Below are 25,362 nucleotides of genomic sequence, written 5' to 3'. Positions count from 1 at the left end.
TCACCGCGTCCCAGGCACGCTCCCTAGCCTCCGGATCACGCGCCGCCTGCCTGGCGGCACCGATCCAGGGAGTCGAGGGTGTTGCTCCAGCGCTCACGGTCGTCCGCGACCTCACCGTCGTCGGGGGTCCCCGACGATCCGACGGCCCGCCGCGGTCGCGTCGCCCTGCGGCTGCGCGGGCGCCGCCCGGGACGCCGCGCGGTGCTGCTCGGCGCGGTCGCCGTCGTCGTGGTGGCGGCGCTCGTCGTCTGGCTCGCCGTGCTGCGGCCCCGCGCCGGCACGCCGGACGCGGCGGCCGCCACCCGGTCCACCACCGCCCAGGCGAGCACCGCGACGTTCGAGCAGTCCGTCACGACCACCGGCACGCTGACGCCGAGCGTCCAGGAGGACGTGTCCTTCGAGGCGTCGGGCACCGTGCAGAGCGTGCAGGTCGCCGAGGGCGACACGGTGACGAAGGGGCAGACCCTCGCGACCGTCGACACGCTGCAGCTCGACGCCGCGCTGGCGCAGGCGAAGGCCGACCTGGCCCAGGCGCAGGCGGACCTCGCGGACGCGCAGGACTCCGACGACGGGTCGGACGCGGCCGAGGCCACGGTCGAGGCGCGCGAGGCCGCCGTCGCCGTCGCCCGGCAGTCGTCCGACGACGCCGAGGCCGCGATGTCCCACGCCACGCTCCAGGCCCCCGCGGCGGGGCTGGTGACGTCGGTGGGGGTCGCGGTGGGCGACACGGTCGGCTCCTCCTCGGGCAGCGGCTCGACGTCCGGCCAGGGCGGCACCGGCGCGACGCCGAGCGCCTCGGGCGGGTCGGCGAGCTCGTCGGGCTCCACCGGCTCGACGGACGCCGCGGCGTTCACGATCGTCGGCACCGACGCGTGGACGGTCGACGTGAGCGTCGGCGAGGCGGACGTCGCGTCGATCGCGACGGGCGACCAGGTCGAGATGACGTCCGACGACCTCACCGACACCGTCTTCGGCACCGTGAGCGAGATCGGCCGGCTCCCGTCCACGTCGCAGGGCGCGGTGGCCTACCCGGTCACGGTGACGGTGACGGGCGACCCGGAGGGCCTGCACGACGGCGTGAGCGTCGACGTCTCCATCGTCACCGAGCGCCGCAGCGACGTGCTGTCCGTGCCCGCGGCCGCCGTGACGACGGGCGACGACGGCGCGTCGACCGTGACGCTCGTCGGCGACGACGGCTCGACCGCCGAGCAGGCGGTCGAGACGGGCGAGACGTCCGGCCAGCTGGTCGAGATCACGTCGGGGCTGTCCGAGGGCGACACCGTGCAGTACACGACGTTCACCCCCGGCACCGGGCGCGGGCAGGACGGCGGGCAGGGCGACCTGCCGGAGGGCTTCGACCCGTCCCAGCTGCGCGGCGGCGGCCAGGGCGGTCTCCCCGAGGGCTTCGACCCCTCGCAGATGGGCGCTCCCGGCGGCGGGCGAGGAGGGGACTCGTGACCGCGCCGAGCCCGACCGTCGTCGGCCTCGAGGCGGACGACACGCCGTCCGACCCGGTCATCGACCTCCGGGGCGCGCGCAAGACCTATCGCACCGGCGACCTGGAGTTCGAGGCGCTGCGCGGCGTCGACCTGCGCATCGAGCGCGGCGAGTACGTGGCGATCGTGGGGCCGTCCGGCTCCGGCAAGTCGACGCTCATGAACGTGCTGGGTTGCCTTGACACGCTCACGTCCGGCAGCTACCGGATCGCGGGCGACGACGTGGACGACATGGACGAGACCGACCTCGCGAGCGTGCGCAACGAGCAGATCGGGTTCGTGTTCCAGCAGTTCAACCTGCTGCCCTCGCTGTCGGCGCTGCGCAACGTCGAGCTGCCGCTCGTGTACCGCGGCGTGGCGCCGGCCGAGCGGCGGGCCCGGGCCGTGCAGGCGCTGGAGCGCGTCGGCCTCGGCGACCGCACGGCGAACCGGCCGGGGCAGCTCTCGGGCGGCCAGCAGCAGCGCGTCGCCGTGGCGCGGGCGCTGGTCGGCGAGCCCGCGCTGGTCCTCGCGGACGAGCCGACGGGCAACCTCGACTCGCGCTCCACGGCCGACGTGCTCGACCTGTTCGACGCGCTGCACGCGCACGGCCGCACCATCGTGCTCATCACGCACGAGCACGAGGTGGCCGAACGGTCGCGCCGCGTCGTGCGGGTGCTCGACGGGCTGATCACGTCCGACGCCCCGAGCGGCCGGGCGGTGGCGCCATGAGCTGGGCGGAGACCCTCGCCACCGCGTGGCACGCGATCCGCGCGCACACGATGCGCTCGCTGCTGACCGTGCTGGGCATCCTCATCGGCATCGCCGCGGTCATCCTCACCGTGGGCCTCGGGCTCGGCACGCAGAAGGACGTGTCCGAGGACATCAGCTCGCTCGGGTCGAACCTGCTCATCGTCACGCCGGGGTCGTCCACCGACTCCTCCGGCGTGCGCGGCGGCTTCGGCTCCGCGTCCACGCTGACGACGGCGGACGCCGACGCGCTGGGCTCCGGCGTCGCCGTGCCGGACGTCGCGGCCGTCACGGCCGAGAAGGAGTCGTCGCAGTCCCTCGAGGCCGGCGACGCCAACTGGACCACCACGGTCACCGGCGTCACCGGCGACTGGCTCGGCGTGCGCTCCCGCGAGCTCGCCTCGGGCGAGTTCGTCGGCGACGGGTCGACCGACGAGGTCGTGCTCGGCCCCGAGACGGCGACGGAGCTGTTCGGCTCCACCCGCGTCGTCGGGCGCACGGTGAGCATCGCCGGGACGACGTTCGACGTCGTCGGCGTGCTCGAGGCGGCCGGGTCGAGCGCGTCGGCCAACCTCGACGACACCGCCGTCGTGTCCATGACCGCGATGACGTCCGGCATCACGGGCGACTCCGACACGTCGGTCAGCACCATCTACCTCAAGGCGACCGACACCGACGCCATCTCCGCCGCGTACCAGGAGGCGCAGTCGCTCCTGCTCGCGCTGCACGGCGCGACGAGCGCGGACGCCGCCGACTTCACGATCGACTCGCAGGACTCGCTCGTGTCGACGGCGACGTCGGTGTACCGCACCCTCACCGTGCTGCTCGCCGGGGTGGCGGGCCTGTCCCTGCTGGTCGGCGGCATCGGCGTCATGAACATCATGCTCGTGTCCGTCACCGAGCGGACCCGCGAGATCGGGCTGCGCAAGGCCCTCGGCGCCCCGCCCGGGGCGATCCGGCGGCAGTTCCTCACGGAGGCGTCGATCCTCGGCATCACCGGCGGGCTCGTCGGCGCCGGCCTCGGTGTCCTCGCCGCGGTGACCCTGCCGTCGGTGCTCGACTCGTCGATCGTCGTCTCGCCCGTCGCGGTGGCCGGCTCGCTCGCCGTCGCGCTCGCCATCGGGCTGGTGTTCGGCGTCTACCCCGCCGTCCGCGCCGCCCGTCTCGCCCCGATCGACGCGCTGCGGAGCGAGTAGCCGTGCACCGCGCCCCATCACGAGCGGCGGCCAGCCGCACCCCGACCCTCCCCACGTCCCGGAGAACCTCATGACCCGCCGCACCACCCCGCCCAGCACCACCTTGTTTTCCGCCACCTCCTCCGCCCGACGCTCGCGCACCGCACTCGCGTCGTACGGCGTCCTGGGGGTCGTGGGCCTCGCGCTCGCGCTCGCCGGCTGCTCGTCGTCGGACGCCGCGACGTCGGACGCGCCGCCCGCCGCCGAGGGCCAGCAGCAGGACCAGCAGGAGGGCCGGGGCGGCCCGCAGGGCGGCGGCCGCGCTCCCGGCGTCTCGGGCGAGGTGGCCGCCGTCGACGGCACGACGGCACAGGTCCAGGGCTCCGACTCCCAGACCGCCGTCAGCTGGACGGACGACACCACGATCACGGTCACCGTCGACGGCTCGCTCGACGACGTCGCCGTGGGTTCGTGCGTCGTCGCGACGGCGGGCGGGATGCCCGGCGGCGACTCGTCCTCGTCCGCCGGCTCGGGCTCGGCCGACGACGAGGGCTCCGCGGTGTCGTCCGTCGTCGTGAGCGCACCGGTCGACGGCGAGTGCACCGGCGGGCTCGGCGGCGGGTTCCCAGGGGGCGGCGACCGTCCGGAGGGCGCGCCGTCCGACCTGCCCACCGACCTGCCGTCGGGGATGCCGACCGACATGCCGACCGACGTGCCGTCCGGGGGCCCGGGCAGCGGCCGGGGCGGCTTCGGCGGCGTGACCGCCGGGGCCGTCACCGCGGTCGACGGGACCACGGTCACGCTGACCACGACCTCCGCGGACGGCGAGACGGGCGAGGAGACCGTCATGGTCGACGACGCCACCACGTACTCCGTGCAGCAGGGCGGGTCGGCCGACGACGTCGCCGTCGGGCAGTGCGTCACCGCGCAGGGCGAGGAGGACGACGGCGGCGCGGTCACCGCGACCAGCCTCACCGTCTCGGCGCCCGGCGACGACGGCTGCTCCACCGGGTTCGGCGGTCGCGGCGGGTTCCCCGGCGGGCAGGACGGCGGGCAGGGCGGTGACGGCGATGCGTGACGCCGCCGTCCGCCGACGCCGCACGCGGCGCCGGCGCCTCGTCGCAGCGGGGGTCGCCGTGGTCGTCATCGGTGCCGGGGGCACGGCGTTCGCCCTGCGCCCGGCCGACGCTCGCTACCGCACGGTGGCGGCGACCACGGGCGACGTCGTGCAGCACGTGTCCGTCAGCGCGACCGTCGCGTCCGCCGGCCGCGCCGACACGACGTTCGGCACGTCCGGCACCGTCGCCTCGGTGAAGGTGGCCGCGGGCGACGAGGTCGAGGCGGGCGACACGCTCGCCACGCTCGACGCCGACGAGCTGCAGGACGCCGTCGACGATGCCACCGAGACCCTCGCCGACGCGAAGCAGACGCTCGCCGACGACCTGGAGGCCCAGGCCGACGGGACGAGCGCCAGCACGAGCGCCGGCACCGTGACGGGCAGCACCGCGACCGGGAGCACGTCCGGGTCCGGCGACGTCCAGCCCAGCTCCGCGACGACGGACGCCTCGTCGGCTACCGGGTCGGTACGGCTCGTCAGCACGACCGGCACCGTGAGCACGGCCGCCGCCGCGGCGGCCACGGAGGGCGGCACCGACCTGGAGGAGGCGGTCACGGCGGCGCGCGCCGCGCTCGCCGCGGCCCGGAAGGACGTCGAGGCGGCCCAGGACGCGCTCCTGGACGGTTACGAGTCCGTGGAGGACGCGCTGGCCGCGGGCACGACGGCGCTCGGTGCCTCGGGCGACGCCGTGTCCGCCGCGACCGGCGACGACGGCGCCTGCGCGGCCGTCCTGGCCGCGGCCGACGCCACCGACGGTGCTTCCGGCGACGACGGGACCACGGACGACGAGACCACGGACGACGACCTCGCGGCCTGCGTGGACGCGATCGTCGCCGCGCAGGACGCGCTCGTCGCGACCGGCACCGCCCAGCAGGCGACCGGGAAGGCCGAGGGGGCGCTGACCGACCTGGTGGCCGACCTGGACGACGCCGTGACGAGCCTGGGCGAGGAGGCCGACGCTCTCGACGACGCCGTCCGGGCGCTCCAGGACGCCGACGCCCCCGGCTCCGCCGGGGGCACGCCGGACAGCGGCAGCACCGGCTCCGGAACTGGCTCCGGAACTGGCTCCGGGACCGGCGGCAGCACCGGCACGGGCACCGGGGGCGGGGCCGCCGCAGGCGACGTCCCGTCGGGCCAGGCGCCCGAGGCGGGCTCGGAGGACACGTCCCGGGGCGGAGCACCGAGCGGCGCGGACGGGGGCGCTGCGCCCTCAGGCTCCGCGCCCTCCGGAACGTCGGGTACGGGCGGCACCAGCGGCACGGCCGGAACCGGAACGCCCGGCGGATCCGGCACGAGCGCCGGCAGCGTCACGGCCGAGCGCATCCTCGCGGACCGCGCCGCGGTCACGGTCGCGCAGAGCGAGGTCGACATCGCGGCGGCGGCCGCCGCCGCGGGCACCCTCACGGCACCCGTCTCCGGGACGGTGGCCCAGGTCGACGCCGCGAAGGGCACGAGCGTGAGCGCGGGCGACGCGGCCGTGACGATCCTCGGCGACGGCGGCTACGTCCTGTCCACGACGCTCGACCTCGCCGAGGTCGGGTCGGTCGAGGTCGGGCAGCCCGTCACCGCGACGGTGCCCGCGACCGGCGGCGAGTACACCGGCACGGTGAGCAGCGTGGGCGTCCTCGACTCCTCGGAGACGTCGACCCCCTCGTACGCGGCGACGATCGCGCTCGACCCGTCCGACGGGGCGGCAGGCGGGGGCGGCTCGCTGCCGGAGGGCGCCTCCGCTTCGGCGACGATCGAGGTCGCGACCGTGGACGACGCGCTCGTGGTCCCGACGTCGGCCGTGAGCGCCGACGGCTCCGCGCGGACGGTGCGGGTGCTCGACGGCGACGCCGTGCGCACGGTCGAGGTCACGACGGGCGCCGTCGGGCCGGAGCGCACCGAGATCACGGGTGGGCTCGACGCCGGCGACGAGGTCGTGCTCGCCGACCTGGACCAGCAGCTCGTGCAGGACGACGAGGAGGGGTCGAGCGGCCTCGGCGGGCTCGGTGGCTCCGACGAGCAGACCGGGCCGCAGGGCGGGTTCCCGGGCGGCGGCTTCCCGGAGGGCTTCCAGCCGCCGTCGGGCGCGTCACGCTGAGCGCGGCGCGGCGTCCGCCGTGCGCCCGCGCGGCAGGCGCACGGTGAACGTCGTCCCGGTCCCGCCCTCATGTCGCTCGCCGACGGTGGCGGACCGGACGTCGATCGAGCCGGCGTGAGCGGCCACGATCGCGTCGGCGATCGCGAGGCCGAGTCCGGTCGACCCGCCGGCCCGGTGACGCGACGCGTCACCCCGCGTGAAGCGGCGGAACAGCCCCGGGCGGAGGTCGGGGGCGATGCCGGGGCCGTCGTCGGCCACCTCGATCTCGACGGCGTCGCCGCGGTCCAGCAGCCGCACCGCCACGCGCGTGCCCGCCGGCGTGTGCGTGCGGGCGTTCGCGAGCAGGTTCGCCAGCACCTGGCGCAGGCTCGCCTCGTCGCCGGTCACGACCGGCGCGTCCTCACCGGGACCGGCGTCGTCCCCGTCACCGCGCCCCTCGCCGTCGTCGTCACCGTCGTCGTCACCGTCGTCATCACCGTCGTCGTCACCGTCGCCCGGCAGCGCGAGCACCCAGTCGTGGGCCGGACCCGCGGCGTGGGCGTCCATCACCGCGTCGACCGCGAGCGCGGCGAGGTCGACCGGTTTCCGGTCGAGCGGGCGGCCGGCGTCGAGCCGGGCGAGGAGCAACAGGTCCTCGACCAGTCCGGACATGCGCACCGCCTCGGACTCGATCCGGTCGAGCGACCGGGCGGTGCCGCCGGCAGGCTCGTCGGGGGCGCGGCGCACGAGCTCGGCATAGCCGCGGATCGTCGCGAGCGGGGTGCGCAGCTCGTGGCTCGCGTCCGCGACGAACCGGCGCACCTGCTGCTCCGAGTCGTGCCGCGCCTGGAGAGAGGTCTCGACGTGCTCGAGCATCCGGTTGAGCGCGGCGCCCACCTGGCCCACCTCCATGCGCTCGTCCGTGAGGCCCGCGGGCACTCGCGGGATGCCGGCGACCTTGCCCCGGGCGAGCTCGAGCTCCGAGACCCGGACGGCGGCCTCGGCGACGTCGTCGAGGGGGCGCAGCGAGCGCCGCACCAGCAATGCGCCACCGAGCACGGCCACCGCCAGGCCGGCCGCCCCGAGCGCCACCTGCACGAGGACGTAGCCCCGCACGGTCGTGGCGACCGTCGCGGTGCTCGTGGCCACGACGGTTTCCACGTCGCCGCTCGTCCGGTGCACGGCGCGGAACGCGCCGAGGTCCGGCACGTCGACGTCGTGCGCCCGGCCGTCCGCGGGCACCGCCTCGAGGGCGGCGACCTGCGCGTCGTCCAGGGTGGTGCGCTCCAGCGCCTCCGTCACGTGGTCGGCCAGCTCCGGCTCGCCGTCCACGGAGCGCACCACGGCGCTGCCGGGGCCAAAGCCCGCGGGGAACTCCGAAGGGTCGTCGCCGGCGGCGGGCGGGACGTCGTCCGGGACGGCCGACCCGTCCTCGGCGGCGACGCCGGGCGGCCGAGGCCCCGGCCCGTCCACGAGGCGCCGGCTCGCCTGCTCCAGCCGCTGGTCGCTCTGCGCGACGAGCTGGGATCGCAGCACCGCCGTCGAGGCCGTCACGAGGCCGACCGTCACGACGACGACCACGGCGGCGAGCACGATCACGAGGCGCCGCCTCAGGGTGACGGGCCTCAGGGTGCGGGGCGGCGCGGCGGCAGGTCCCGGGGTGGCGGACCGCCGTCCCGCCCGCCGGCCACGGTCACGCACGGGCGCCGCCGTCCGGCGTGCCGGCCGCGGGCTTGAGGACGTATCCCACCCCGCGCAGCGTGTGGATCATCGGCTCCCGCCCCTTGTCGATCTTGCGGCGCAGGTAGGAGACGTACAGCTCGACGATGCTCGACTGGCCGCCGAAGTCGTAGTTCCACACGCGGTCGAGGATCTGGCCCTTCGACAGCACCCGGCGCGGGTTGCGCATGAAGAACCGCAGCAGCTCGAACTCCGTGACGGTGAGGTGGACCTCCTCCCCCGCCCGGCGCACCTCGTGCGCGTCCTCGTCGAGCTCGAGGTCGCCGACGACGAGCAGCCCGTCCTCGGACCGCGTCACCGCTCCCGCACGCCGCAGCAGGCCACGCACCCGGGCGACGACCTCCTCGAGGCTGAACGGCTTCGTCACGTAGTCGTCGCCCCCGACGGTGAGGCCCGCGACCCGGTCCTCGACGGCGTCGCGCGCAGTGAGGAACAGCACTGGCATCCGGGCGCCCTGGGCGCGCAACCGTCGCAGCACGGTGAACCCGTCCATGTCCGGGAGCATCACGTCGAGCACGACGAGGTCCGGCCCGGTCTCGCGCGCCAGGCGGAGCGCCGACGCGCCGTCGGGCGCGGCCGTGACGTCCATCCCCTCGAGCCGGAGCGCCGTCGCGAGGAGCTCGGCGAGGTTGAGCTCGTCGTCCACCACGAGGGCGCGGACGGGCGACCCGTCCGGTCGGGTCAGGAGCGGCTGGTCAGGACGCCCGACGGTCGTGAAGGAGGGTACGGAGGACGACGTCATGGCGCCAGCCTGCGGCCTCGACCCCCGCGGTTCCTGTACCGAACCTGTGAGCCCGCTATGTCTTCGCCCGTGAACCCGCAGATCTCAGCGGGCGCATAAGTTGCCCCGCCAGCCTGCAGGCTCCCGGTTGTTCACCTGCCGGACGGCCGTCGTTCATCCCCGGCGCCGCCCCGGCACCGACGAGAGGAGCCTCCCGTGCGACGTCGGTCCCGACGTTCCGAGACCCGGACGACAGCCAGCGCCCCCGGACCGCAGCACCCGGGTCGCCCCGCCGGCCCCGCGTCCTCGGCACGCACCGCCACCGCGAGCCGCCTGCACGCGTTCAACCGGTTCGAGATCAAGTACCTCGTGCCGCAGGACCAGGCCGAGGAGCTCCGCGCCGAGCTGCGCCGGCACATGGACGACGACGCGTACTCCGGCGAGCGGGGCTACCCGATCACCAGCGTCTACTACGACACCGCCCGGCTGACGTTCTACTGGGAGAAGATCGAGGGCCTGAAGTTCCGGCGCAAGCTGCGCGTGCGGCACTACGGCACGGCCGACGACCTGACGCCGGACTCGACGGTCTTCGTCGAGATCAAGCAGCGCGTCAACCGCGTCACGCAGAAGCGCCGCGTCGTGCTGCCGTACCGGGACGCGCTGCGGCTCTGCTCGCCGGAGGGCTACGAGCCCGAGGGCGAGGTCAGCCCCCGCGAGCGCGCTTTCCTCGACGAGGTGTCGACCCTGGTGGGCGAGCTCGACCTGCGCCCGACGGTGACCACCGGGTACCACCGCGAGGCCTGGGTGGGGCGCGAGGCCGACCTCGGTCTGCGCGTCACCCTCGACCACCGCCTGCGCGGCCGCGACCGCGACTTCCACCTCGCCTCCGAGGCCCCGAACCGGCTCATCCTGCCCGCCCGCCTGTCCGTGCTCGAGGTCAAGGCCAACGAGCGCGTGCCGGCGTGGGTCACGGACCTCACCGCCCGCATGAGCCTCGACGTCGTGCGGATCTCGAAGTACTGCCAGAGCGTGCAGGCCTTCGGCCTCGTGCCGCGCTCGACCATGCACGCCCCGGACGAGCTCGAGGCCGTCCTCGGCGACCCCGCCAGCGTCCAGACCACCGACCCCACCACCCCGACCGGCGTCGCCGACGCCCCGAACCGAAAGAGTGTCCTCGTCCGATGAACCTGCAAGATCTGAGCGGAACCTTCTCCGTCTTCGACGTCGCGATGACGCTGGTGCTGTCCTTCGTCCTGTCCTCGGCCATCGGCTGGGTGTACAAGCGGACGCACCGGAACATCTCCTACAGCCAGTCCTACGTCCAGACCCTCGTCATCATCGGCATGGTCGTCGCCGTGATCATGCTGGTCGTCGGGTCGAACATCGCCCGCGCTTTCGCGCTCGTCGGCGCCCTGTCCGTGATCCGGTTCCGCAACGCGATCAAGGAGACCCGCGACGTCGGGTTCATCTTCCTCGTGATGGCGATCGGCATGGCCGTCGGCACGCGCTTCTACCTGCTGGCCGCCGCGGCGACCGCGATCATCCTGCTCGTCATCTTCCTCATGCAGCGCTTCGACTGGTTCAAGCTCGACATCCAGCGACAGGTCGTCAAGGTCCAGGTGCCGCCCGAGCCCCGGTACCAGCAGGACGTCGCCGACGTGCTGATCCGTCTGACCCAGGAGTTCGAGCTGGTGAGCGTCGAGACCGTGCGCGGCGGTGCCCTGACCGAGCTCTTCTACTCCGTGCGTCTCCAGGGCGGCGTCACGACCGCCGAGGTCATCGAGGCGCTCGGCGCGATCAACTCCGGGCAGAAGGTCACCGTCCTGACCGGGTACGACCAGTCCGACATGTGAGCGGGTGACCGATCAGGTGAACATGAGTCTCGCAAGCCTTCGCCAGCGCCTCCCGGTACGGCTGCGCCAGCACTGGAAGCCCCTGACCGCGGGAGTCGTCGGGGTGGCCGTCGCCCTGACCTTCTTCGGGGACCTGACGATCCGGCCGTACTCCACGAGCTCGGCCGCCGTCACCGACGAAGAACGCCTCACCCAGGACATCACGGGGGCGGTCGACCTCTTCGACGACTCCGTGGACCACGAGATCTCGCTGTCGTACACGCAGGAGCGATACGACGAGATGCTCGACGCCTACTTCGCCGACGGCGAGAAGGAGTGGATGTCCGCCGACATCACCATCGACGGCACCACGATCGAGGACGTGGCCGTGCGCCTCAAGGGCAACTCCACGCTCTCGTCGCTGGTCGACGACCGTTCGGGGTCCGACACGGAGGGCGAGCGCGCGCCGGGTGGCATCGGTGGCGGCATGGGCGGCGGCGAGGGTGGTATGCCCCAGCCGCCCGAGGGCATGGAGCTCCCCGAAGGCATGGAGCCGCCCGCGGACGGCCAGACGCCGGAAGGCGGGATGCCCGGCGGCGAGGACGGCGGTGGTTTCGGCGGCACCGGGGTGTCCCTGACCACCGCCGAGCCGGAGAACCTGCCGCTGCTCGTGAGCTTCGACGAGAACGAGCCGGGGCGCGCATACCAGGGGCGGACCGAGCTCTCGATCCGCCCCGCGAGCGCGTCGAGCGAGTCGTCGCTCAACGAGGCGGTCGCGCTCGAGCTCACGGCGCGGTCGGGACAGCCCACGCAGGACTACGCGTTCACCACCTATGCCGTGAACGACCGTCCGACCACGACCCGTCTCGTCGTCGAGAACCCCGACCCGCAGTACGCCGACGGGCTCGAGGGCGAGGGGGTGCTCTACAAGCTGCTGTCGACGAGCTCGTTCGAGTACCAGGGCGACGACCAGACCGAGTACACGGACGACTTCAAGCAGGTCAACCTCGTCGGCAGCCAGGACCTGCAGCCGATCGTGTCGTTCCTGAGGTGGTTGGACGGCGCGTCGGACGAGGAGTTCGCCGACGAGCTCGACCAGTGGGTCGACGTCGAGTCCTTCGCCCGGTACCTGGGCACGCAGGAGGTCATCGACAACTTCGACACCATCTCCGGGCCGGGCAAGAACGCCTACCTGTACTACGACGTCGACACCGGCCTCCTCAGCGTCGTGTCCTGGGACCTCAACCTCGCCCTCGGCGGGATGTCCGGTCCCGGCGGGATGGGCGGGATGATGCCCGGTGGCGGCGAGGGTGGCGGCACGTCGGACGACGACGCCCAGGGCCCGCCCGAGGGCATGGAGGGCGGCCCGGGAGGGGCCGGGGGCGGTGGCATGGGCGGGATGACGAGCCAGAACGCGCTCGTCACCCGGTTCGAGGAGGACGCCGGCCTCGCCGCGAAGATCGACGCCACCGTCGACGACCTGACCGCCGAGTGGATCGACAGCGGGAAGGCCGCCGACCTGGTCGACGAGGTGGCCGCACGGGTGCCCGCCACCGACGGTGTCGACCAGGCGACGATCGACGCGGACGCGGAGTCGGTCCGAGAGCTCGTCGGCGGCGGCACCGACGAGTCGGACGCCGGGTCATCCGGCCGGTGACGACGCGGGCAGGGGTGGTCTCGACGGCCGCTCCCCCGCCTCGGCGTCTCCTCTGCGGGGTTCGTGGCGGGGAGGGTCGGTGCGGGGTCGGACGCACGGTGGTCACGACCGGCGCAGATGGTCCTCCGTGGCGGTCTCGAGGCGACGCAGCAGCACGGCGAGCGCACGACGGTCGGAGACCTCCCACCCCGCGAGGAGCTCGTCCACCAGCCGGTCGCCGCCCTCGACGAACCGGCGGGCGACGTCCACGCCCGCCGGCGTGAGGTGCACGCGGGAGGCGCGGGCGTCGGCGGGGTCGGGCCGCCGCTCGACGAGCACCCTGGCCTCGAGGCGGCCGAGGATCTTGCTGACGTTGGACGCGCCCGTCGACAGGTGCTCCGCGACGTCGGACGGCCGTCGGGGACCATGCCGCCAGAGCACCGTCATGACGACGATCGCGGGGGCGTCGAGGTCCACGCCCTCGCGACGCGCGATCGACGCCATGAGGTCTCCGCCTGACCACAGGCCCATGACGCGCACCAGCGCGTCGAGCAGGTCCGAGCGGTACCCGGGGACGTCCGCCGCGTCCGCGGGCCGGGTCTCGGGACCGGTCGCCGGCGTCATGCGATCCGCGTGCCGCCGTCGACGGGCAGCACCACGCCGGTGACGAAGGCCGCCTCGTCGGACAGGAGGAACGCGGTGGCCGCGGCGATCTCCTCGGGGCGCCCGAGGCGCCCCATGGGCACGTCGGCGGCGTAGCCCGCGCGCGCCTCGGCGGGGAGCGACGCGAGCGCGGCGGTCTCGATCGCGCCGGGCGCGACCGCGTTGACGCGGATCCCGTCGCGGACGTACTCCAGGGCCGTCGCGTGCGTGAGGGAGACGACACCCGCCTTGGCCGCCGAGTAGGGCGACATGCCCGGCGACGCCTTGAGCCCGGCGATCGACGCGGTGTTGACGATCGACCCACCGCCGTGGGCGGCCATGTGCGCGATCTCCGCCCGCAGGCACAGGAACGTGCCCCGCAGGGTGATGTCCTCCACCCGGTCCCAGGCCTCGACCGGCATCTCGTGCACGCGCGTCGGCCGCGTGCCGACGCCCGCGTTGTTCACCGCCAGGTGGAGCCCGCCGAACGTCTCGACGGCGGTCGCGACCAGCGCCTCGACGGCCGCGGCGTCACTGACGTCGGCACCCTGGAACACGGCACGGCCACCGGACGCGGTGATCCCCTCGACTACCCGCGCCCCGGCCTCCGCGTCGACGTCGGAGACGACGACCGAGGCCCCCTCGGCGGCGAGCCGGGTGGCGACGGCTGCGCCGATCCCCGCGCCCGAGGCGGTCACGAGGGCGACCTTGTCGGCGAAGCGTGCGGTGGTGGACATGGACGGCCTCCTGAGCGAGCAATTTACTGTCCTCACGACAGTATCACCGCTCTCGAGCTCGGCATCGCGCCCGAACGCCCGTGTCAGGTCAGGACGGCGAGACGACCCGCGTCGCACGCCGATGAGCCGTGCGGTACCGCGACGGCGCGATGCCGTACTCGGCGACGAACGCCTGCCGCAGCGACTCGGCAGAGGCGAGACCGCAGTCGCGCGCGATGGCGCTGACGGTGCGGTCGGTCGACGCGAGCAGGTGCGCGGCCGCTTCGGTGCGTACCCGCCGGACGTAGCGCCCGGGGGTGCGGCCGACGTGCCGGACGAAGAGCCTGCTGAGCTGGCGCGCGCTGATACCGGCGTGGGCGGACAACGCACGAAGCGAGAGATCGGCGTCGAGCTGCGTGGTCACCAGGTCCGTGACCGACCGGACATACGCGTCGCGCACCTGCGGCGCCGCGGTGAACGAGCTCATCTGCGCCTGGTTCCCCGGACGCTGGAGGTAGGTCACGAGATCCCGGGCGAGGCGGCGCGCGAGTTCCGGGCCGTGGTCCTCCTCGACCAGCGCCAGCGTCAGATCGAGGGCGCTGGTCACGCCGGCCGACGTGTAGACGCGACCGTCCCGGACGTAGATCGGCGCCGGGTCGACGCGGACGGCCGGGTAGTCGCGGGCGAGCCGGTCCGCGAACCGCCAGTGGGTGGTCGCACGGCGCCCGTCGAGCAGACCTGCCGCCGCGAGCACCGTCGCCCCGGTGCACACGGATGCGACCCGACGGCTCAGCGCGGCGAGCCGACGGACGTGCGTGACCACGAGCTGATCAGCTCCGGCGTCCTCGTGCCCGAGCCCGCCGGTCACGACGACCGTGTCGACCGGCTCGACCCAGCGCTGCAAGGAGCCCTGGCTCGCCAGCACCAGGCCGGAGTCGCACGCGACAGGCGCATTCCCCGGCGTGAGCAGCACGAGCCGGTACCCGGGACGGGCGCCGAGCCGATTCGCCAGGACCAGCGTGGAGGTCACGCAGGCGATGTCGAGAAGCTCCGCACCGGCGTACCCGATGACCGCGACGACACGCTCGTCCATGAGCCCCACCCCGATTTCGCGACGCCTGGTCCAAGGATCTGGACACCTCCAGACGGTACCCCCGGGGCGTACCCGAATCGAGAGGGAGCCTGGGTCCACGAGGTCGCGGCTGCACGACGCACCACCCACCCGACGGAGCGAGGACGACATGAGCGCGGAACCCACGATTCGTACGAGCACCGCGGCACCCGCCCTGGAACCGTCGTCCGGCGCAATCGTGCGCCGCGTCGTGAGCCGCTGGCCGGCCGCGCTGGGCCTGGGCGTCGCGGCCGCTCTGCTCGCGACCGGGGTGGGTGACCGCGCCACGCTTGCCATCGGGGTGAGCGCGGCTGCGCTCTGCTACCTGGCCGCGGCAGCGTTCGGGCGCCGATGGGTCGCGTGGGCGAGCGTCCTCGGCACGTCGCTCGTGATCGTGGCGAGCGAGGCCGCGGGGATCCCCTGGTGGACGGGGGTGGGCACCACCGCCCTGATGCTCCTCATCGTCAGCGCGACGCGCGGGGCGACGCGAGCCGCAGTGCCGCAAGCACTTGCGCTCGTCGGCTTCGGAGCCGTGGCCGTGACCGCGCTGGCGATCGACCCCAGGCCGGTCTCGTGGTCGCGGGGCTCGCGCTCGCCGGCCACGGCGTGTGGGACGTCGTCCATCACCGGAGGGACCAGGTGGTGCCCCGGTCGATGGCGGAGGCCTGCCTCTTCCTCGATGTCCCGCTCGGCCTGGGCTGCATCGCCCTGGCGTTCTTCGGCTGAGAGGGCGCCGACGCCGTTCTACCGCCTCCCGGCAGGCACACCGATCGAGCCTGTCGACCACCGACGATCGACACTCAGGAGATGACATGCGGAAGCTGACCTATGGGATGAACGTGAGCCTGGACGGCTACGTGGCCGCGGCGGACGACGACCTCGGTTGGAGCCGGCCCAGCGACGAGTGGTTCCAGTGGTGGTCCGATCGGGTCGCCGCAACCGGCCTGGCGCTGTACGGGCGCAGGCTGTGGGAGACGATGAGCTCGCACTGGCCGACCGCCGATCAGCAGCCCGGCGTCACCCCGGCCCAGGTCGAGTTCGCCCGCCGCTGGCGAGACATGCCGAAGGTGGTCTTCTCCTCGACGCCGAGGCCTGTCGGCTGGAACGCCCGCGTGGTCACCGGTGACGTCGTCGACGAGATCACCCGGTTGAAGGCCGAGGACGGCGGCCCCCTGGACATCGGGGGCGGCCCCACGCTCGCCGCGACCGCCATGCGCGCCGGACTGATCGACGAGTACTCGATCGTCACCCACCCGGTGCTCGTGGGTGCCGGCAGACCGTTCTTCACGGCGCTCGAGCACTGGGTGAGCCTTGATCTGGTGGAGAGGCGAGAGTTCCCCGGTGGTGTGGTCCTGACACGATACGAGACCAGACGTTGAGCGTTGCCCGTCTGGCTCTGTGAGACGAGAGCGCTTCGTGTGCGCCCAGACCGTGGGGCTGTACCGGTCGTCGGGTCGATGTGCACCCGCAGGATCCGCGAGTGGTCCCGCGGCATCCGGGCCGATGTACCGGCCACCGTTGCCACCCCTCCCGCGAGGAAGGTGGGGGCGCTCCGCCATTCCCCCGCGGGGGTGTGGCGGGGGAATGAACGGCCATTCGGGGGAGCTGGTGTCCAGCCGTGTCCACGAGCGGTGGGAGCAAAGCCGCAGGTCAGCGCAAGAAATGCGGGGTGGTGGGCCCGGAGGGACTCGAACCCCCGACATCCACGGTGTAAGCCTCGGAAGTGTTCCTGACCTGCGTCTTTGCTCTCCCAGTGCCGTCCGCGGGGGTCCAGCGGGGGTAGGAAGGTGAGCAAGACTGCATGGACCCACGGTGCCACGGAAGAACGGAGCCGCACCCACGGGCCGCGCTCGTGCACTCGTGGCGACTCGCTGACGCCAGTTCGTCCGACCTAGCACCTCCACCGGCAGCCCCGACGGGTGCGCAAACGCCTCTGATCGTCTGCCGTCGGCTTCGCCGGGACGATCGCGCCAAAGCTGCTTACACCGGCGTCACTCCGCGCGGGTGGTGGTGATCGGCACGTCGATGCGGTCTCGGGCGACGACGACCCCATCCTTGATGGCGAAGCACTCGACGACGTGCTCACCTCGAAAGCTCGAGTGCTCGATGCGAGTACCCAGACCCGTCGAAGAGATGATGTCACCACGGGTCATGCGTCGCCGCTCGGCTGCCTCGCCGCGGTTCAGCACCTTCCACTTCAGCGAGTACGGCTCTTCGACCGTGCAGTTGGTGACCTTGAACTTCAACCGTTTGCCCGCCAAGAGGGGCATCCCGCTGCGGTTCATCACACGCAGCCACCGCGGTCGCCAGCCGTCCTGGGTGACCTCGCAGTCGACGGTCAGCGTCTCGCGGATGTCGACCGGGTACAGGTCCTCGATGAACTGCTCGCCGCTCCGGTCCTGGCCTTCTGCCGACGCCTGGAGAGCAGCCTCGGCGGATGTCAGCGGCACGCTGGTGCCGAAGACCTCGCGCCACTTCTTGGCCGCCGCGGTCTTGCCCTCGTTCTCGATCGCGTCGACACAGCGGTTGTAAGCCTTCTTCGCCTTGGCCTGGAACTTGGCCTTGACGTAGACGCGCTGCCGGCTTCCGAGGGCCTGGTAGTAGTCCTTCTCGGGCTCGTCCTTGAGGAACTCGAAGAAGTCACGGGCCATCAGGTCGAACGAGCCGGTGTTCGCCGAGTCGTACGCACTGGTCTGCTGGAAGAAGTTGTAGACCAGCGTGTCGATGACCAGACCGCCCAGGTTGACGCCGGACGTGTTCTTCCATGCTCGGGCCATCCGGGCGAGGTGGCGCATGTTCGTCGAGGTGCGGTCGTTGCACTCCGTCGTGGCCGCGATCTCCGCGCGCGGCTTGGTGGTCTTCCAGGACTCGGCCTTGGTATCGGGGTAGTCGAAGCTACCCTCGTCATTCTCGAACGCCGGCTGGACCTCGAACTTGAACGCGTTCGTGGTGAACTGAACCCGCACGACGCACTGGTCGACCCGGACGATCGTGCTCGGGTACCGCGCCTTGAGCACGTCTCGGACGCGCTCAAGCATGCGACGCGGTCCGTTGGCGTCGTTGTAGTCGTCGCGCAGCCCCGACGGCAGGATGAAAACCATGTCGAGGTCGGAGATGCTCTTGATCGCCGTGTGCCGTCCGAACGAGCCGATCATCAGCCTGTAGTCGACGCACGCGTCCTTGTCGCGGAAGTACTTGTTCAGGGCCTTGGTGATCTCGTCCCGGCGAGCCCTGACCGTCGCGGCCTTGTCCCCCACCTTGAGGTTCGCCAGCAGTCCGTCGAAGATCTCGGAGGTCTTCATCGTCCGGCCTCGCTCTCGTTGAGCCGCAGCGCCGCGGGGAGCAGGAGGTCGAGCTCGCGGGAGCTGAACGTCAGCTCCTCGTTGTTCTTCAGCTTGTCCTGAGCCCTGTAATACGCCTTGCTACTCGTCCGCGGTGCTCCGGAGTAGATCTCGCGAGCAGCCTCCTGCAGCTCATCGCGACGCGCCCTGGCATCAGCGTCCGAGATCTCGCCGGACATCAGGTCGGCGATGAGCGAGATGTAGGACTCACGCACGTCCCACAGCCGCGCCGCGCTGTCTCGGTGCGTTTCGGCCTCCTCGTGAAACCGGAACGTCTTCGCCCCGAGCGTCACCCACGTGACCAGGACGGCGACGGTCGAGGTCACGAAGCTGGTCACCGTCGTGCTAGCGAAATGGCTCATCACCGCGACGAGGAAGGTACCCGAGCTGATCGCGGTCAGCGCAATGAGCACACCCTGCTGCAGGCGGTGCTTGGCGAAGCAGATGTCCGCCTGCTTCTCGTGGGTCTTGTGGGTGTACGCCACACGTCCGAACGACTCGCGCACCTGCGCGAGCAAGTACCGGTCGGGGCCGGCTGTCGCGGCGTCTTCGTCGGTCAACTCGCTCCGATCGCCCAAGAATCTTCGAAGCGCACGCGACCAGCGAGCGCACCGGCACCGAGTATGCCGACGACCACCGACACGGTGGGGCTGCAGGCCCGTCCTTCGGCCAGCATCGCGAGGCGCCGAGGTCAAAGCAGGGCTCCACAGGCAGACCCTGGGCGCGTCAGGCATTCGGAGACACCCCTAGCGCCCTTGGATGCCGACACCGACAGCGCGGCGGACGCCTCTGCGATCACGAGCAGTGCTTCCTTCGTCGAAATGCGTCAGACGCTGCAGAACCACTGCCGCCCGCCTGCGATCGCGGTCCTGCACGAGCGACGCGGTGCGGGTGCCGAGCGGCTCTGGCCCAGCGATGTCGTATCGGTCGCGGTAGGCGGCGACGATCGAGAGGTCGACAAGCCAGCGATCACGTTCGCGGACGCTCTGCGGTCGAGAGCCGACGGCTCGTACCCATGGCGCGTGGTCGCCCACGGCGGCTTCGGCGAGTGCCCGGGCGCGGGCTTCGATGAGGCTCCGTCGCACGGCGAGACCCTGTGCGACGTCGTCATCCAGCGGGCCGCGGGCGGCGGGGATGAGTCCCGCGACGAGGTCCGGGGTGGTGGATCGCGCCGGGCGTCCGGCGGCGCGGTCCAGTCGAGCCGTCAGGACGGCGGCGACGTCGTCGGCGTCGAGGAGGCAGCGCCGGGCGACGAGTCGCGGGAGCAGGGCTTCGACGTCGTGGCCGTCCGCCTCGGCTCGGCGTAGCTCGGCGGCCAGCACGCCGAACGCCTCCGACTGGATCGCCCGGTCGGTCTCAGCCGGCGTCAGCCGGCCGACGTCCCGCAGGGCGTGTCGGACGACGCGGGTCCAGCGGTCACGTTGCGCTTCGGTGGCGATGGCCTCGTACTCGGCGGCGAGCTGGGCGATCCCGGCCCACCGCGTCTGCTCGCTCTCGGTCGCCTGGTGTGCCGAGACCTCTGCGCCCGTGTGGTGCAGCACGCCAAAGCGGACGCTGCGCGCGGTGACGTTCGGGGCAGGCGGGGTGGCGTGCAGCACGTCGGACCGGTCAAGGGCCACGTAGGCGGTGTTCGCGTAGCGGCCTCGCGTCATGGACACGTAGAGGTTCTCGCGGGTGCTCGACGGCGAGACGACCACATGCGCCGTGTCCACCGTCAGGCCCTGAGCGCGGTGGGCCGTGACCGCGTAGCCGAGGTCGACGTGTTCGACGACATAGCCCGCAGGCAGCACCACGCTCCCCCGCCGTCGCCCCTCGGGCCGGACCTCCAGCCCGCCGTCGAGGCGCACATGTGTCACCTTCCAGCGGTCGCCGTTGCGCACCCATCCGTTCGAACCCATGCGTAGGCGGCGGTCGTTGCGGCGCGTGACGATCACGTCGCCCGCGGACGCGCGGACGTCGTCGCGCAGGACGACGTCGCGACCGGCCGACGTCAGGCCGGAGCGGATGCGTTCGGCGCGGGCGCGGTCGTTGAGCCGTCCGACCGTCTCGGCCGACTCGGTCACGAGAATGCTCGCCCTGCCGTGCTCGGCGTCATGGCGCCAGGCGGTGTAGGCGGCGTCGACCATCTCGTCGGTGCTGCCCTCACGAATGCGCCCGTGCGACTCGTACTGGTCGATGACGGCCGGGTCGCCGTCCCGCAGACGCAGCGAGGCGGACTTCTCCCAGTCGTGCACAAATCGGTGCACCTCGGTCAGCCGCGGCACGTCCTCACCGTGCGCCGAGACCAGCATCGCGAAGGCGCCGCCGGCGCCCACGGACTGCAGCTGGGCCGGGTCGCCGACGAGGACGACTTTCGCGCCGACCTGCGCGGCACGGGACGCGATGGTGTCCAAGGCGCGCGTGGAGGCGAGCGTGGCCTCGTCGAGGATCACGAGCTGCCCCGGAGCGAAGTCCGCGCGCCCACGGCGGTGGTCGTGGATCCACTTCGCCGTGTTGTCGCAGCGGATGCCGAGATCCTCTCCCAGCACCTGGGCCGCTGCGGCCGACGGCGCCAATCCGACGACGCTCCCCCGCCCTTGCGCTGCGATCCACCCCGCCGCCAGGGCACACATCGCCGTGGTCTTGCCCGTGCCGGCCGGACCGACGAGCACATCTAGCCGCCGACCTGACGTGAGCAGCCGCGCGACGGCGCGAGCCTGCTCGGCGCAGAGCCGGACGCCGTCGGGCGTGCCGCCGGCGACGACGCGCGCCGCGATCCTCCGCTCGACAGCCTGCCCGCCGGCGTCGTCCGCGAGGCGCAGGAGCCGGTCCTCCCTCGCCAGCAGCTCATGACTGGTGAATTTCTCGCTGTGCTGCGGGCGCAGGGTGCTCGTCCCGTCGGGGCGACGCATCGCCGCGGGGCTGCCGGCCAGCTCGCCCGGCGTGAGCTGGACGGAACGCCGGGTGGCGGCGTCCACCACGAGCGCCATGACCTGCTCACGGTCCTCGGCGGTTGCCATCCGCCACCCCATCGTCCGCCGTGACGCCTCCGCCCACAGGTTCCAGTACTGCCACGTCGCCCTCTTCTCCGATACGGCCGCCACGACCTCGGCCGCGACCTGGTCGACGACGTCCATCGAGAGGGCATCCGCCCTCAGCACGGGGGCGGTCCGCGCCGTCGTGAGGTTCCGTGCCCACGCGGCCGGGTCGCGGCGGGTCAGCCGCTCGGCGCGCTGTCGCCATCCGGCAGTCAGATCGGCCAGGGAATGGATCGTCTTCTCCGGCCTGGTGGCCAGGGTCGCTCGGGCACGCAGCTTCACGATCGCGCGGGGCGATGGCCGACGCCCGTGCGCCACCTCGTACTGGTCGATCAAGCGGTCCGTCGCCACGTCGATGTCCCGGCTGCGGGAGGAGAACTCCGCCAGCAGGTCGTCCGGGACTCCGGCGATCTCCCACTGCGTCGACCTGTCGGGCCCGCGCTGGCGGCGCTCCCACCCGACGCCGAACGTGTTCGTCAGCCGGTCAGCCAGGACGGCGTTGCAATGCTCGGACAGCGCGACGACCGCGTGGTGCAGAGCGCGGGAGTCCAGCGTGCGCCACCGGCCGTCGTGAGCGGCCCTCACCTTGTTCGAGACCACCAGATGCGTGTGCAGCTGCGGGTCGTTCGCCCGCGAATCCCAGTGGTCGTACGCCGTCGCCGCCACGCCGACGACCGGGACCTGGGCTACTCCCCCGTGCCCCGTGCGAGTGGCGGCCACCTCGCGCTCGAGCAAGTCGAGCACCTGCGCGACGGCATCGTGATGTGCCGCGACGATGAGGTCCTGCGTCGTCGCGTCCGCCAGGCCCCACAGCACCGACACCGACTTCGGCACCGAGAACGTCAGATCGAACCCCGCCGTCGCCGTCTGGCTCCCGCGCGCCGTCTCCTGCGTCTGGATCCGCGCCACCTCGGCATCGAACTCTGCGGCAGGAAGCGAACGATCGACGCTCTTGATGCGGTCGGCGGCGCGCTCAGCTGCCGTCGGGTACTCGCGGAACGGCCGCCCCAGCGGCTCACCGGTCACCGGGTCCACGCCGTGACCGAGCAGCGCCTGCAGCTGCGCCGGTGTCACCGTCATCCCCGGCTCCAGTATGCCGCCGCCCAGGTGCTCGACCCCGCGCCCCATCCACACCCCGGGCGGCGTACCCGCCTCCGTGAAGTACCGCGTGAACGCCGACGCCCGCGGCTCGTACCCGTCACCGGTCACGACCGACCGCAGCAGGTACGCGTACCCCTGCCCGGCCGAGATCACCCGCAGCGAGACCGTCACACCTGACAGGTGTGGAGCTCGACCCGCCTCGGGTGCCAGAGGTGTGAACGCCCGCGCTCACACTCGCGGGTCGACAAGCTGCGACGCCTGTCGGCCTCCCTCGCCGTACGGCAGGAGCCCGGCACGGTCGGTGGACTTGGCCGGCGACGACCGCACACCTGGTTGTCGAGGCAGGCTCTGGGCACGCTGGCAGTCCGCGTTCGGGACCGAAGCGAAATCGCTGTTCCAGGGTTCTGAACCAGCAGGGGTTTTGAACCAGGTTTCTGAGCCGCGTGTCGACGGCGTGTCGAGCGCGCGGTCCGGCCGTGTCAGAAACGGTCGATTTTGAGCGGTAGGTTCACAGCATGGCGACGCATCAGCGACCCGAGCCGAAGAGGGTCGCGCTCTGGAAGATGGTGGCGTTGATGCTCGGGGTCATCGCGGCGGTGGCCCTCGTGAGCAACTCGCTGCCGGTGATTCTGATGATGCTCGGCGTCTGAATCGACGCTGGTCACGGCCCTGACCAGCGGACGGCGGCGGCGTCCCGCGTCGACGGAATCAACTCGCACCGTTCTGTGCCGATGAACCCAATTTTGTTTGCTAGGCCCGATATGCCGGGTTCACGGGTTTTCAAGGTAGGCATCGAACCCAAGTCAGATGGTGGCCTGTGGACAAGCGCGTCGCTCGCCGCGCCCGCGCTGAGAGGTTGGCGGCATGACGACCTCGCCAGGCTTCCTGTCCGTAAAGGACATCGCCGAGGAGCTCGCGATCACGGAGACGGCGGTGTACACGCCGCTCAAGCCGGCGAGGTCCCCGCGATCCAGGTCGGGCCGAAGCGAGTGTGGCGCATCGAGCGGGCAAAGCTCGAGGAGTACATCGAGCGGCAGTACGCGGCCGCGCGAGACGCCATCGCCAGGGGGCAGGTCGGACCTGAGGACGCCGAGGCATAGCCCAGTCCCGTGCGGCCCCCCGCGCATTGCGCGCGGCCGAGGCCCGGTCGAGCCGGCATCGGCGCCGGCCATCGTCGTACCGGTAAGTGTTCTCGGCCGTCACGCCTCTCACCCTCGTTCCGGAGCGGCGGTTCAGTCGGGAGAAAGCCGTGGCGAGCCCACGACACTACAAGTCGTGGGCTCGCCCCGAATGCATAGCTCAAAGAATCAGCTTGTGGTGACCGACCGCACCCCATTATAGGTGAGCCAGAACCCAAGGTAGACGTCGGTCTGGTGGAGGTTGCTCCACGCCTTGTAGTCGGAGTGGTACTTCACGGCCGCCTTAGTGGTGCGAGTGGACTGCGTCCGATACAGCACACGCTCAGGGTCGCTGATCGTTCCGGTTCCAGACGACGCGTCAGCACTACCGGCACCCTTGATTGCCGCGTTCGCTGCACCAAAGTACGTTTCGTAGGTGACCTTGAACCCGATACGGTAGATGCCGTTATCGCCAACCACTTTGCACCCACTATACCGCATCACAGCGGCGTTTCCGGACACCGCGTCGCATCCTGTAACGGCCGCTGACAGCGCCGACATCGTGCCGCTTGCGTTCTCAGTCGGGCCTTCCGCCGACGTCACGGAAATTGAGCCGTCAGCAAAGGTAGCGACGCTGGCCGGGACGCCGTCAAAGGTCCCCGAAGTCACAGAGACAGGCTCAGTGTACGCTTCAGTTGCATCAATCGACCCAGTCGTCAAGAACTTGTGCGCGAGGTCTTCCTGGACAGAGGCCGAAACCCCGTACTTTGTCCAGAAGTCTCGAGTCTCACCGAGACCATCGTCCGCTGCCGCTGCAGGAACAACCGCGGACGCAACAACTAGGGAGCCAAGCAGCGCTGCCCCTGAAATCTTACGAAGAATGTTCAACTCTCTGCTCCCTTTCGTGCCCACCGGGTCCATGCCGTGTCCTTGCCGACAAGTGCTCGCATCTCGTATGTGCCAGAAGGCGCTCCCGCGAAACCGGTATACGTACTCACGGACTTTGCCCATGACGAACCAGTGGAGTTCTCGCGCGCCTTGACGATCGACGCCTTCGCCGTGGTCGCCGTGCCAGTCACGACACTGCGGAACGGGGAGTGAACATCGAAAATGTAGTCGTAACCCCCTTGAACCAGCGTGTAGGAGATGTAGAACCCCATCGTCATAATGCCGGTCGAAGCAGATGCTTTGCAATCGTATCGGCTGACATACCCTGATCCGCTAGAACTTGACTGGCAGCCACCCACCGATAGGGGCGCGACTTGACCAGGACTAGCTTCGCCGGGCTTCTCAACCTCTTCGACAGAGATTGATCCGTCGGCAAAAACCGACGTGACCTTCACGACGTTCGCGTCGGTCGCGCTGGTTGTGGATACGGGTTCCATCTCACTCATGGAGTCCCACATCTCACCATGTTCCAGCTTCTGGAACAACTCCTCTTGAACCGCAGGAGAAACCCCATTCTCGTTCAAGAACTGACTCAGTTCCTCACGGTCCGAACTAGAGAGTTCTTCCGGCGAAGCAGATGCCGCCGGGGCGCCGGCCAGCGCCAGCGTGAAAGCAGACAATGCGACGATGAATGCTAGACAACGATTTCTGGCGGGATGAGTAACCGGTTGCACGTGCGCTCCTTTGCGTCACCAGATATGGCAGGGAAAAGGTGGCACGACGATGCGTTGGGGGCAACCCTCTGGGGTGTGAGATAGATCACAGTAGCAATGCCTAGTTGCCGGCAATAGGCCGCGCGCGTTCGGTTGTCCGCCAGAGCTGTTCTGGTAGCGGGTGCCAACAGTTCCGCGGAAGGT

General features: G+C 71.7%; 21 protein-coding genes. 11 read left to right on the top strand and 10 right to left on the bottom strand.

Features of this window, described 5'->3' with window-relative positions; all coding sequences use genetic code 11:
- Positions 1 to 78 precede the first annotated feature (78 nt).
- From ACFQ8Y_RS13485 to ACFQ8Y_RS13465, 5 genes are all read left to right on the top strand, one after another.
- Positions 79 to 1,458 (top strand): efflux RND transporter periplasmic adaptor subunit, encoded by a 1,380-nt coding sequence (locus ACFQ8Y_RS13485; protein WP_430585766.1) that lies wholly within the window; start codon positions 79 to 81, stop codon positions 1,456 to 1,458.
- Positions 1,455 to 2,207: an ABC transporter ATP-binding protein gene (locus ACFQ8Y_RS13480; protein WP_430550001.1), complete on the top strand. Its 753-nt coding sequence runs from the start codon at positions 1,455 to 1,457 to the stop codon at positions 2,205 to 2,207. The genes ACFQ8Y_RS13485 and ACFQ8Y_RS13480 overlap by 4 nt, the downstream gene beginning before the upstream one ends.
- Complete coding sequence (locus tag ACFQ8Y_RS13475; RefSeq protein ID WP_430585765.1) at positions 2,204 to 3,421, top strand: ABC transporter permease; 1,218 nt, start codon at positions 2,204 to 2,206, stop codon at positions 3,419 to 3,421. Before ACFQ8Y_RS13480 ends, ACFQ8Y_RS13475 begins: the two co-directional genes overlap by 4 nt.
- Before the next feature lie 70 nt (positions 3,422 to 3,491).
- Positions 3,492 to 4,478 carry a hypothetical protein gene (locus tag ACFQ8Y_RS13470; RefSeq protein WP_430585764.1) on the top strand — a complete coding sequence of 329 codons (987 nt, stop codon included), beginning with the start codon at positions 3,492 to 3,494 and terminating at the stop codon, positions 4,476 to 4,478.
- The gene (locus ACFQ8Y_RS13465; RefSeq protein ID WP_430585763.1) at positions 4,471 to 6,603 is read left to right on the top strand and encodes an HlyD family efflux transporter periplasmic adaptor subunit; all 2,133 of its coding nucleotides are present in this window, start codon (positions 4,471 to 4,473) and stop codon (positions 6,601 to 6,603) included. Before ACFQ8Y_RS13470 ends, ACFQ8Y_RS13465 begins: the two co-directional genes overlap by 8 nt.
- On the opposite strand, the gene ACFQ8Y_RS13460 is transcribed toward ACFQ8Y_RS13465, so the two are convergent.
- Both ACFQ8Y_RS13460 and ACFQ8Y_RS13455 read right to left on the bottom strand, forming a co-directional pair.
- Entirely contained in the window at positions 6,595 to 8,181 is a 1,587-nt protein-coding gene (locus ACFQ8Y_RS13460; RefSeq protein WP_430585762.1) for a sensor histidine kinase, read from the bottom strand. The genes ACFQ8Y_RS13465 and ACFQ8Y_RS13460 overlap by 9 nt on opposite strands.
- 94 nt (positions 8,182 to 8,275) lie before the next feature.
- Positions 8,276 to 9,064, bottom strand: a complete 789-nt coding sequence (locus ACFQ8Y_RS13455; protein ID WP_430585761.1) for a response regulator transcription factor — start codon at positions 9,062 to 9,064, stop codon at positions 8,276 to 8,278.
- 195 nt (positions 9,065 to 9,259) lie between these two features.
- On the opposite strand from ACFQ8Y_RS13455, the gene ACFQ8Y_RS13450 reads away from it, so the two are divergent.
- Genes ACFQ8Y_RS13450 through ACFQ8Y_RS13440 form a run of 3 tightly spaced genes read left to right on the top strand, consistent with a single transcriptional unit; the run spans position 9,260 to position 12,532 of the window.
- The gene (locus ACFQ8Y_RS13450; protein WP_430585760.1) at positions 9,260 to 10,228 is read left to right on the top strand and encodes a polyphosphate polymerase domain-containing protein; all 969 of its coding nucleotides are present in this window, start codon (positions 9,260 to 9,262) and stop codon (positions 10,226 to 10,228) included.
- Positions 10,225 to 10,896, top strand: coding sequence for a DUF4956 domain-containing protein (locus ACFQ8Y_RS13445; RefSeq protein WP_430550008.1), 672 nt, complete (start codon positions 10,225 to 10,227; stop codon positions 10,894 to 10,896). The genes ACFQ8Y_RS13450 and ACFQ8Y_RS13445 overlap by 4 nt, the downstream gene beginning before the upstream one ends.
- A 22-nt stretch (positions 10,897 to 10,918) precedes the next feature.
- Positions 10,919 to 12,532, top strand: a complete 1,614-nt coding sequence (locus tag ACFQ8Y_RS13440) for a CotH kinase family protein (protein WP_430585759.1) — start codon at positions 10,919 to 10,921, stop codon at positions 12,530 to 12,532.
- 102 nt (positions 12,533 to 12,634) lie between these two features.
- Here the strand turns inward: ACFQ8Y_RS13440 and ACFQ8Y_RS13435 are convergent, their stop codons facing one another.
- From ACFQ8Y_RS13435 to ACFQ8Y_RS13425, 3 genes are all read right to left on the bottom strand, one after another.
- Entirely contained in the window at positions 12,635 to 13,135 is a 501-nt protein-coding gene (locus ACFQ8Y_RS13435; RefSeq protein ID WP_430585758.1) for a MarR family winged helix-turn-helix transcriptional regulator, read from the bottom strand.
- The gene (locus tag ACFQ8Y_RS13430) at positions 13,132 to 13,890 is read right to left on the bottom strand and encodes an SDR family NAD(P)-dependent oxidoreductase (protein ID WP_430585757.1); all 759 of its coding nucleotides are present in this window, start codon (positions 13,888 to 13,890) and stop codon (positions 13,132 to 13,134) included. Before ACFQ8Y_RS13430 ends, ACFQ8Y_RS13435 begins: the two co-directional genes overlap by 4 nt.
- 88 nt (positions 13,891 to 13,978) lie before the next feature.
- The gene (locus ACFQ8Y_RS13425) at positions 13,979 to 14,962 is read right to left on the bottom strand and encodes a GlxA family transcriptional regulator (protein ID WP_430563637.1); all 984 of its coding nucleotides are present in this window, start codon (positions 14,960 to 14,962) and stop codon (positions 13,979 to 13,981) included.
- Between the two features lie 591 nt (positions 14,963 to 15,553).
- On the opposite strand from ACFQ8Y_RS13425, the gene ACFQ8Y_RS13420 reads away from it, so the two are divergent.
- Entirely contained in the window at positions 15,554 to 15,706 is a 153-nt protein-coding gene (locus ACFQ8Y_RS13420; protein WP_430585756.1) for a hypothetical protein, read from the top strand.
- A gap of 86 nt (positions 15,707 to 15,792) precedes the next feature.
- Positions 15,793 to 16,359 (top strand): dihydrofolate reductase family protein, encoded by a 567-nt coding sequence (locus ACFQ8Y_RS13415; protein ID WP_430550014.1) that lies wholly within the window; start codon positions 15,793 to 15,795, stop codon positions 16,357 to 16,359.
- 612 nt (positions 16,360 to 16,971) lie between these two features.
- On the opposite strand, the gene ACFQ8Y_RS13410 is transcribed toward ACFQ8Y_RS13415, so the two are convergent.
- From ACFQ8Y_RS13410 to mobF, 3 genes are all read right to left on the bottom strand, one after another.
- On the bottom strand, positions 16,972 to 18,282 hold the full coding sequence (locus ACFQ8Y_RS13410) for a nucleotidyltransferase (RefSeq protein ID WP_430585755.1): 1,311 nt from the start codon (positions 18,280 to 18,282) through the stop codon (positions 16,972 to 16,974).
- Complete coding sequence (locus ACFQ8Y_RS13405) at positions 18,279 to 18,881, bottom strand: SLATT domain-containing protein (RefSeq protein WP_430585754.1); 603 nt, start codon at positions 18,879 to 18,881, stop codon at positions 18,279 to 18,281. The genes ACFQ8Y_RS13410 and ACFQ8Y_RS13405 overlap by 4 nt, the downstream gene beginning before the upstream one ends.
- 186 nt (positions 18,882 to 19,067) lie before the next feature.
- Entirely contained in the window at positions 19,068 to 22,592 is a 3,525-nt protein-coding gene (gene mobF, locus ACFQ8Y_RS13400; protein ID WP_430585815.1) for a MobF family relaxase, read from the bottom strand.
- A gap of 362 nt (positions 22,593 to 22,954) precedes the next feature.
- Here mobF and ACFQ8Y_RS13395 point away from each other — a divergent pair, with 362 nt between their 5' ends.
- Complete coding sequence (locus ACFQ8Y_RS13395) at positions 22,955 to 23,089, top strand: hypothetical protein (RefSeq protein WP_430585753.1); 135 nt, start codon at positions 22,955 to 22,957, stop codon at positions 23,087 to 23,089.
- 657 nt (positions 23,090 to 23,746) lie between these two features.
- Here the strand turns inward: ACFQ8Y_RS13395 and ACFQ8Y_RS13390 are convergent.
- Both ACFQ8Y_RS13390 and ACFQ8Y_RS13385 read right to left on the bottom strand, forming a co-directional pair.
- Positions 23,747 to 24,478 (bottom strand): hypothetical protein, encoded by a 732-nt coding sequence (locus ACFQ8Y_RS13390; RefSeq protein ID WP_430585752.1) that lies wholly within the window; start codon positions 24,476 to 24,478, stop codon positions 23,747 to 23,749.
- A complete protein-coding gene (locus ACFQ8Y_RS13385) occupies positions 24,442 to 25,179 on the bottom strand; it encodes a hypothetical protein (protein WP_430585751.1) in 738 nt (245 codons plus the stop codon). Before ACFQ8Y_RS13385 ends, ACFQ8Y_RS13390 begins: the two co-directional genes overlap by 37 nt.
- Positions 25,180 to 25,362: the final 183 nt, after the last annotated feature.

Origin of the sequence: Isoptericola sp. NPDC056605, assembly GCF_042792795.1 — a bacterium.
In the GTDB taxonomy this organism is placed as follows: Bacteria; Actinomycetota; Actinomycetes; order Actinomycetales; family Cellulomonadaceae; genus Isoptericola.
The sequence above is the reverse complement of the archived record's forward strand: the minus strand, read 5'-3'. Positions and strand labels throughout refer to the sequence as shown.

Coding starts and splice junctions, on each gene's coding strand:
- ACFQ8Y_RS13475 (WP_430585765.1), top strand. CDS start 2,204: ATGAGCTGGGCGGAGACCCTCGCCACCGCGTGGCACGCGATCCGCGCG.
- ACFQ8Y_RS13470 (WP_430585764.1), top strand. CDS start 3,492: ATGACCCGCCGCACCACCCCGCCCAGCACCACCTTGTTTTCCGCCACC.
- ACFQ8Y_RS13465 (WP_430585763.1), top strand. CDS start 4,471: ATGCGTGACGCCGCCGTCCGCCGACGCCGCACGCGGCGCCGGCGCCTC.
- ACFQ8Y_RS13455 (WP_430585761.1), bottom strand. CDS start 9,064: ATGACGTCGTCCTCCGTACCCTCCTTCACGACCGTCGGGCGTCCTGAC.
- ACFQ8Y_RS13445 (WP_430550008.1), top strand. CDS start 10,225: ATGAACCTGCAAGATCTGAGCGGAACCTTCTCCGTCTTCGACGTCGCG.
- ACFQ8Y_RS13440 (WP_430585759.1), top strand. CDS start 10,919: ATGAGTCTCGCAAGCCTTCGCCAGCGCCTCCCGGTACGGCTGCGCCAG.
- ACFQ8Y_RS13435 (WP_430585758.1), bottom strand. CDS start 13,135: ATGACGCCGGCGACCGGTCCCGAGACCCGGCCCGCGGACGCGGCGGAC.
- ACFQ8Y_RS13430 (WP_430585757.1), bottom strand. CDS start 13,890: ATGTCCACCACCGCACGCTTCGCCGACAAGGTCGCCCTCGTGACCGCC.
- ACFQ8Y_RS13425 (WP_430563637.1), bottom strand. CDS start 14,962: ATGGACGAGCGTGTCGTCGCGGTCATCGGGTACGCCGGTGCGGAGCTT.
- ACFQ8Y_RS13415 (WP_430550014.1), top strand. CDS start 15,793: ATGCGGAAGCTGACCTATGGGATGAACGTGAGCCTGGACGGCTACGTG.
- ACFQ8Y_RS13410 (WP_430585755.1), bottom strand. CDS start 18,282: ATGAAGACCTCCGAGATCTTCGACGGACTGCTGGCGAACCTCAAGGTG.
- ACFQ8Y_RS13395 (WP_430585753.1), top strand. CDS start 22,955: ATGGCGACGCATCAGCGACCCGAGCCGAAGAGGGTCGCGCTCTGGAAG.
- ACFQ8Y_RS13390 (WP_430585752.1), bottom strand. CDS start 24,478: ATGGACCCGGTGGGCACGAAAGGGAGCAGAGAGTTGAACATTCTTCGT.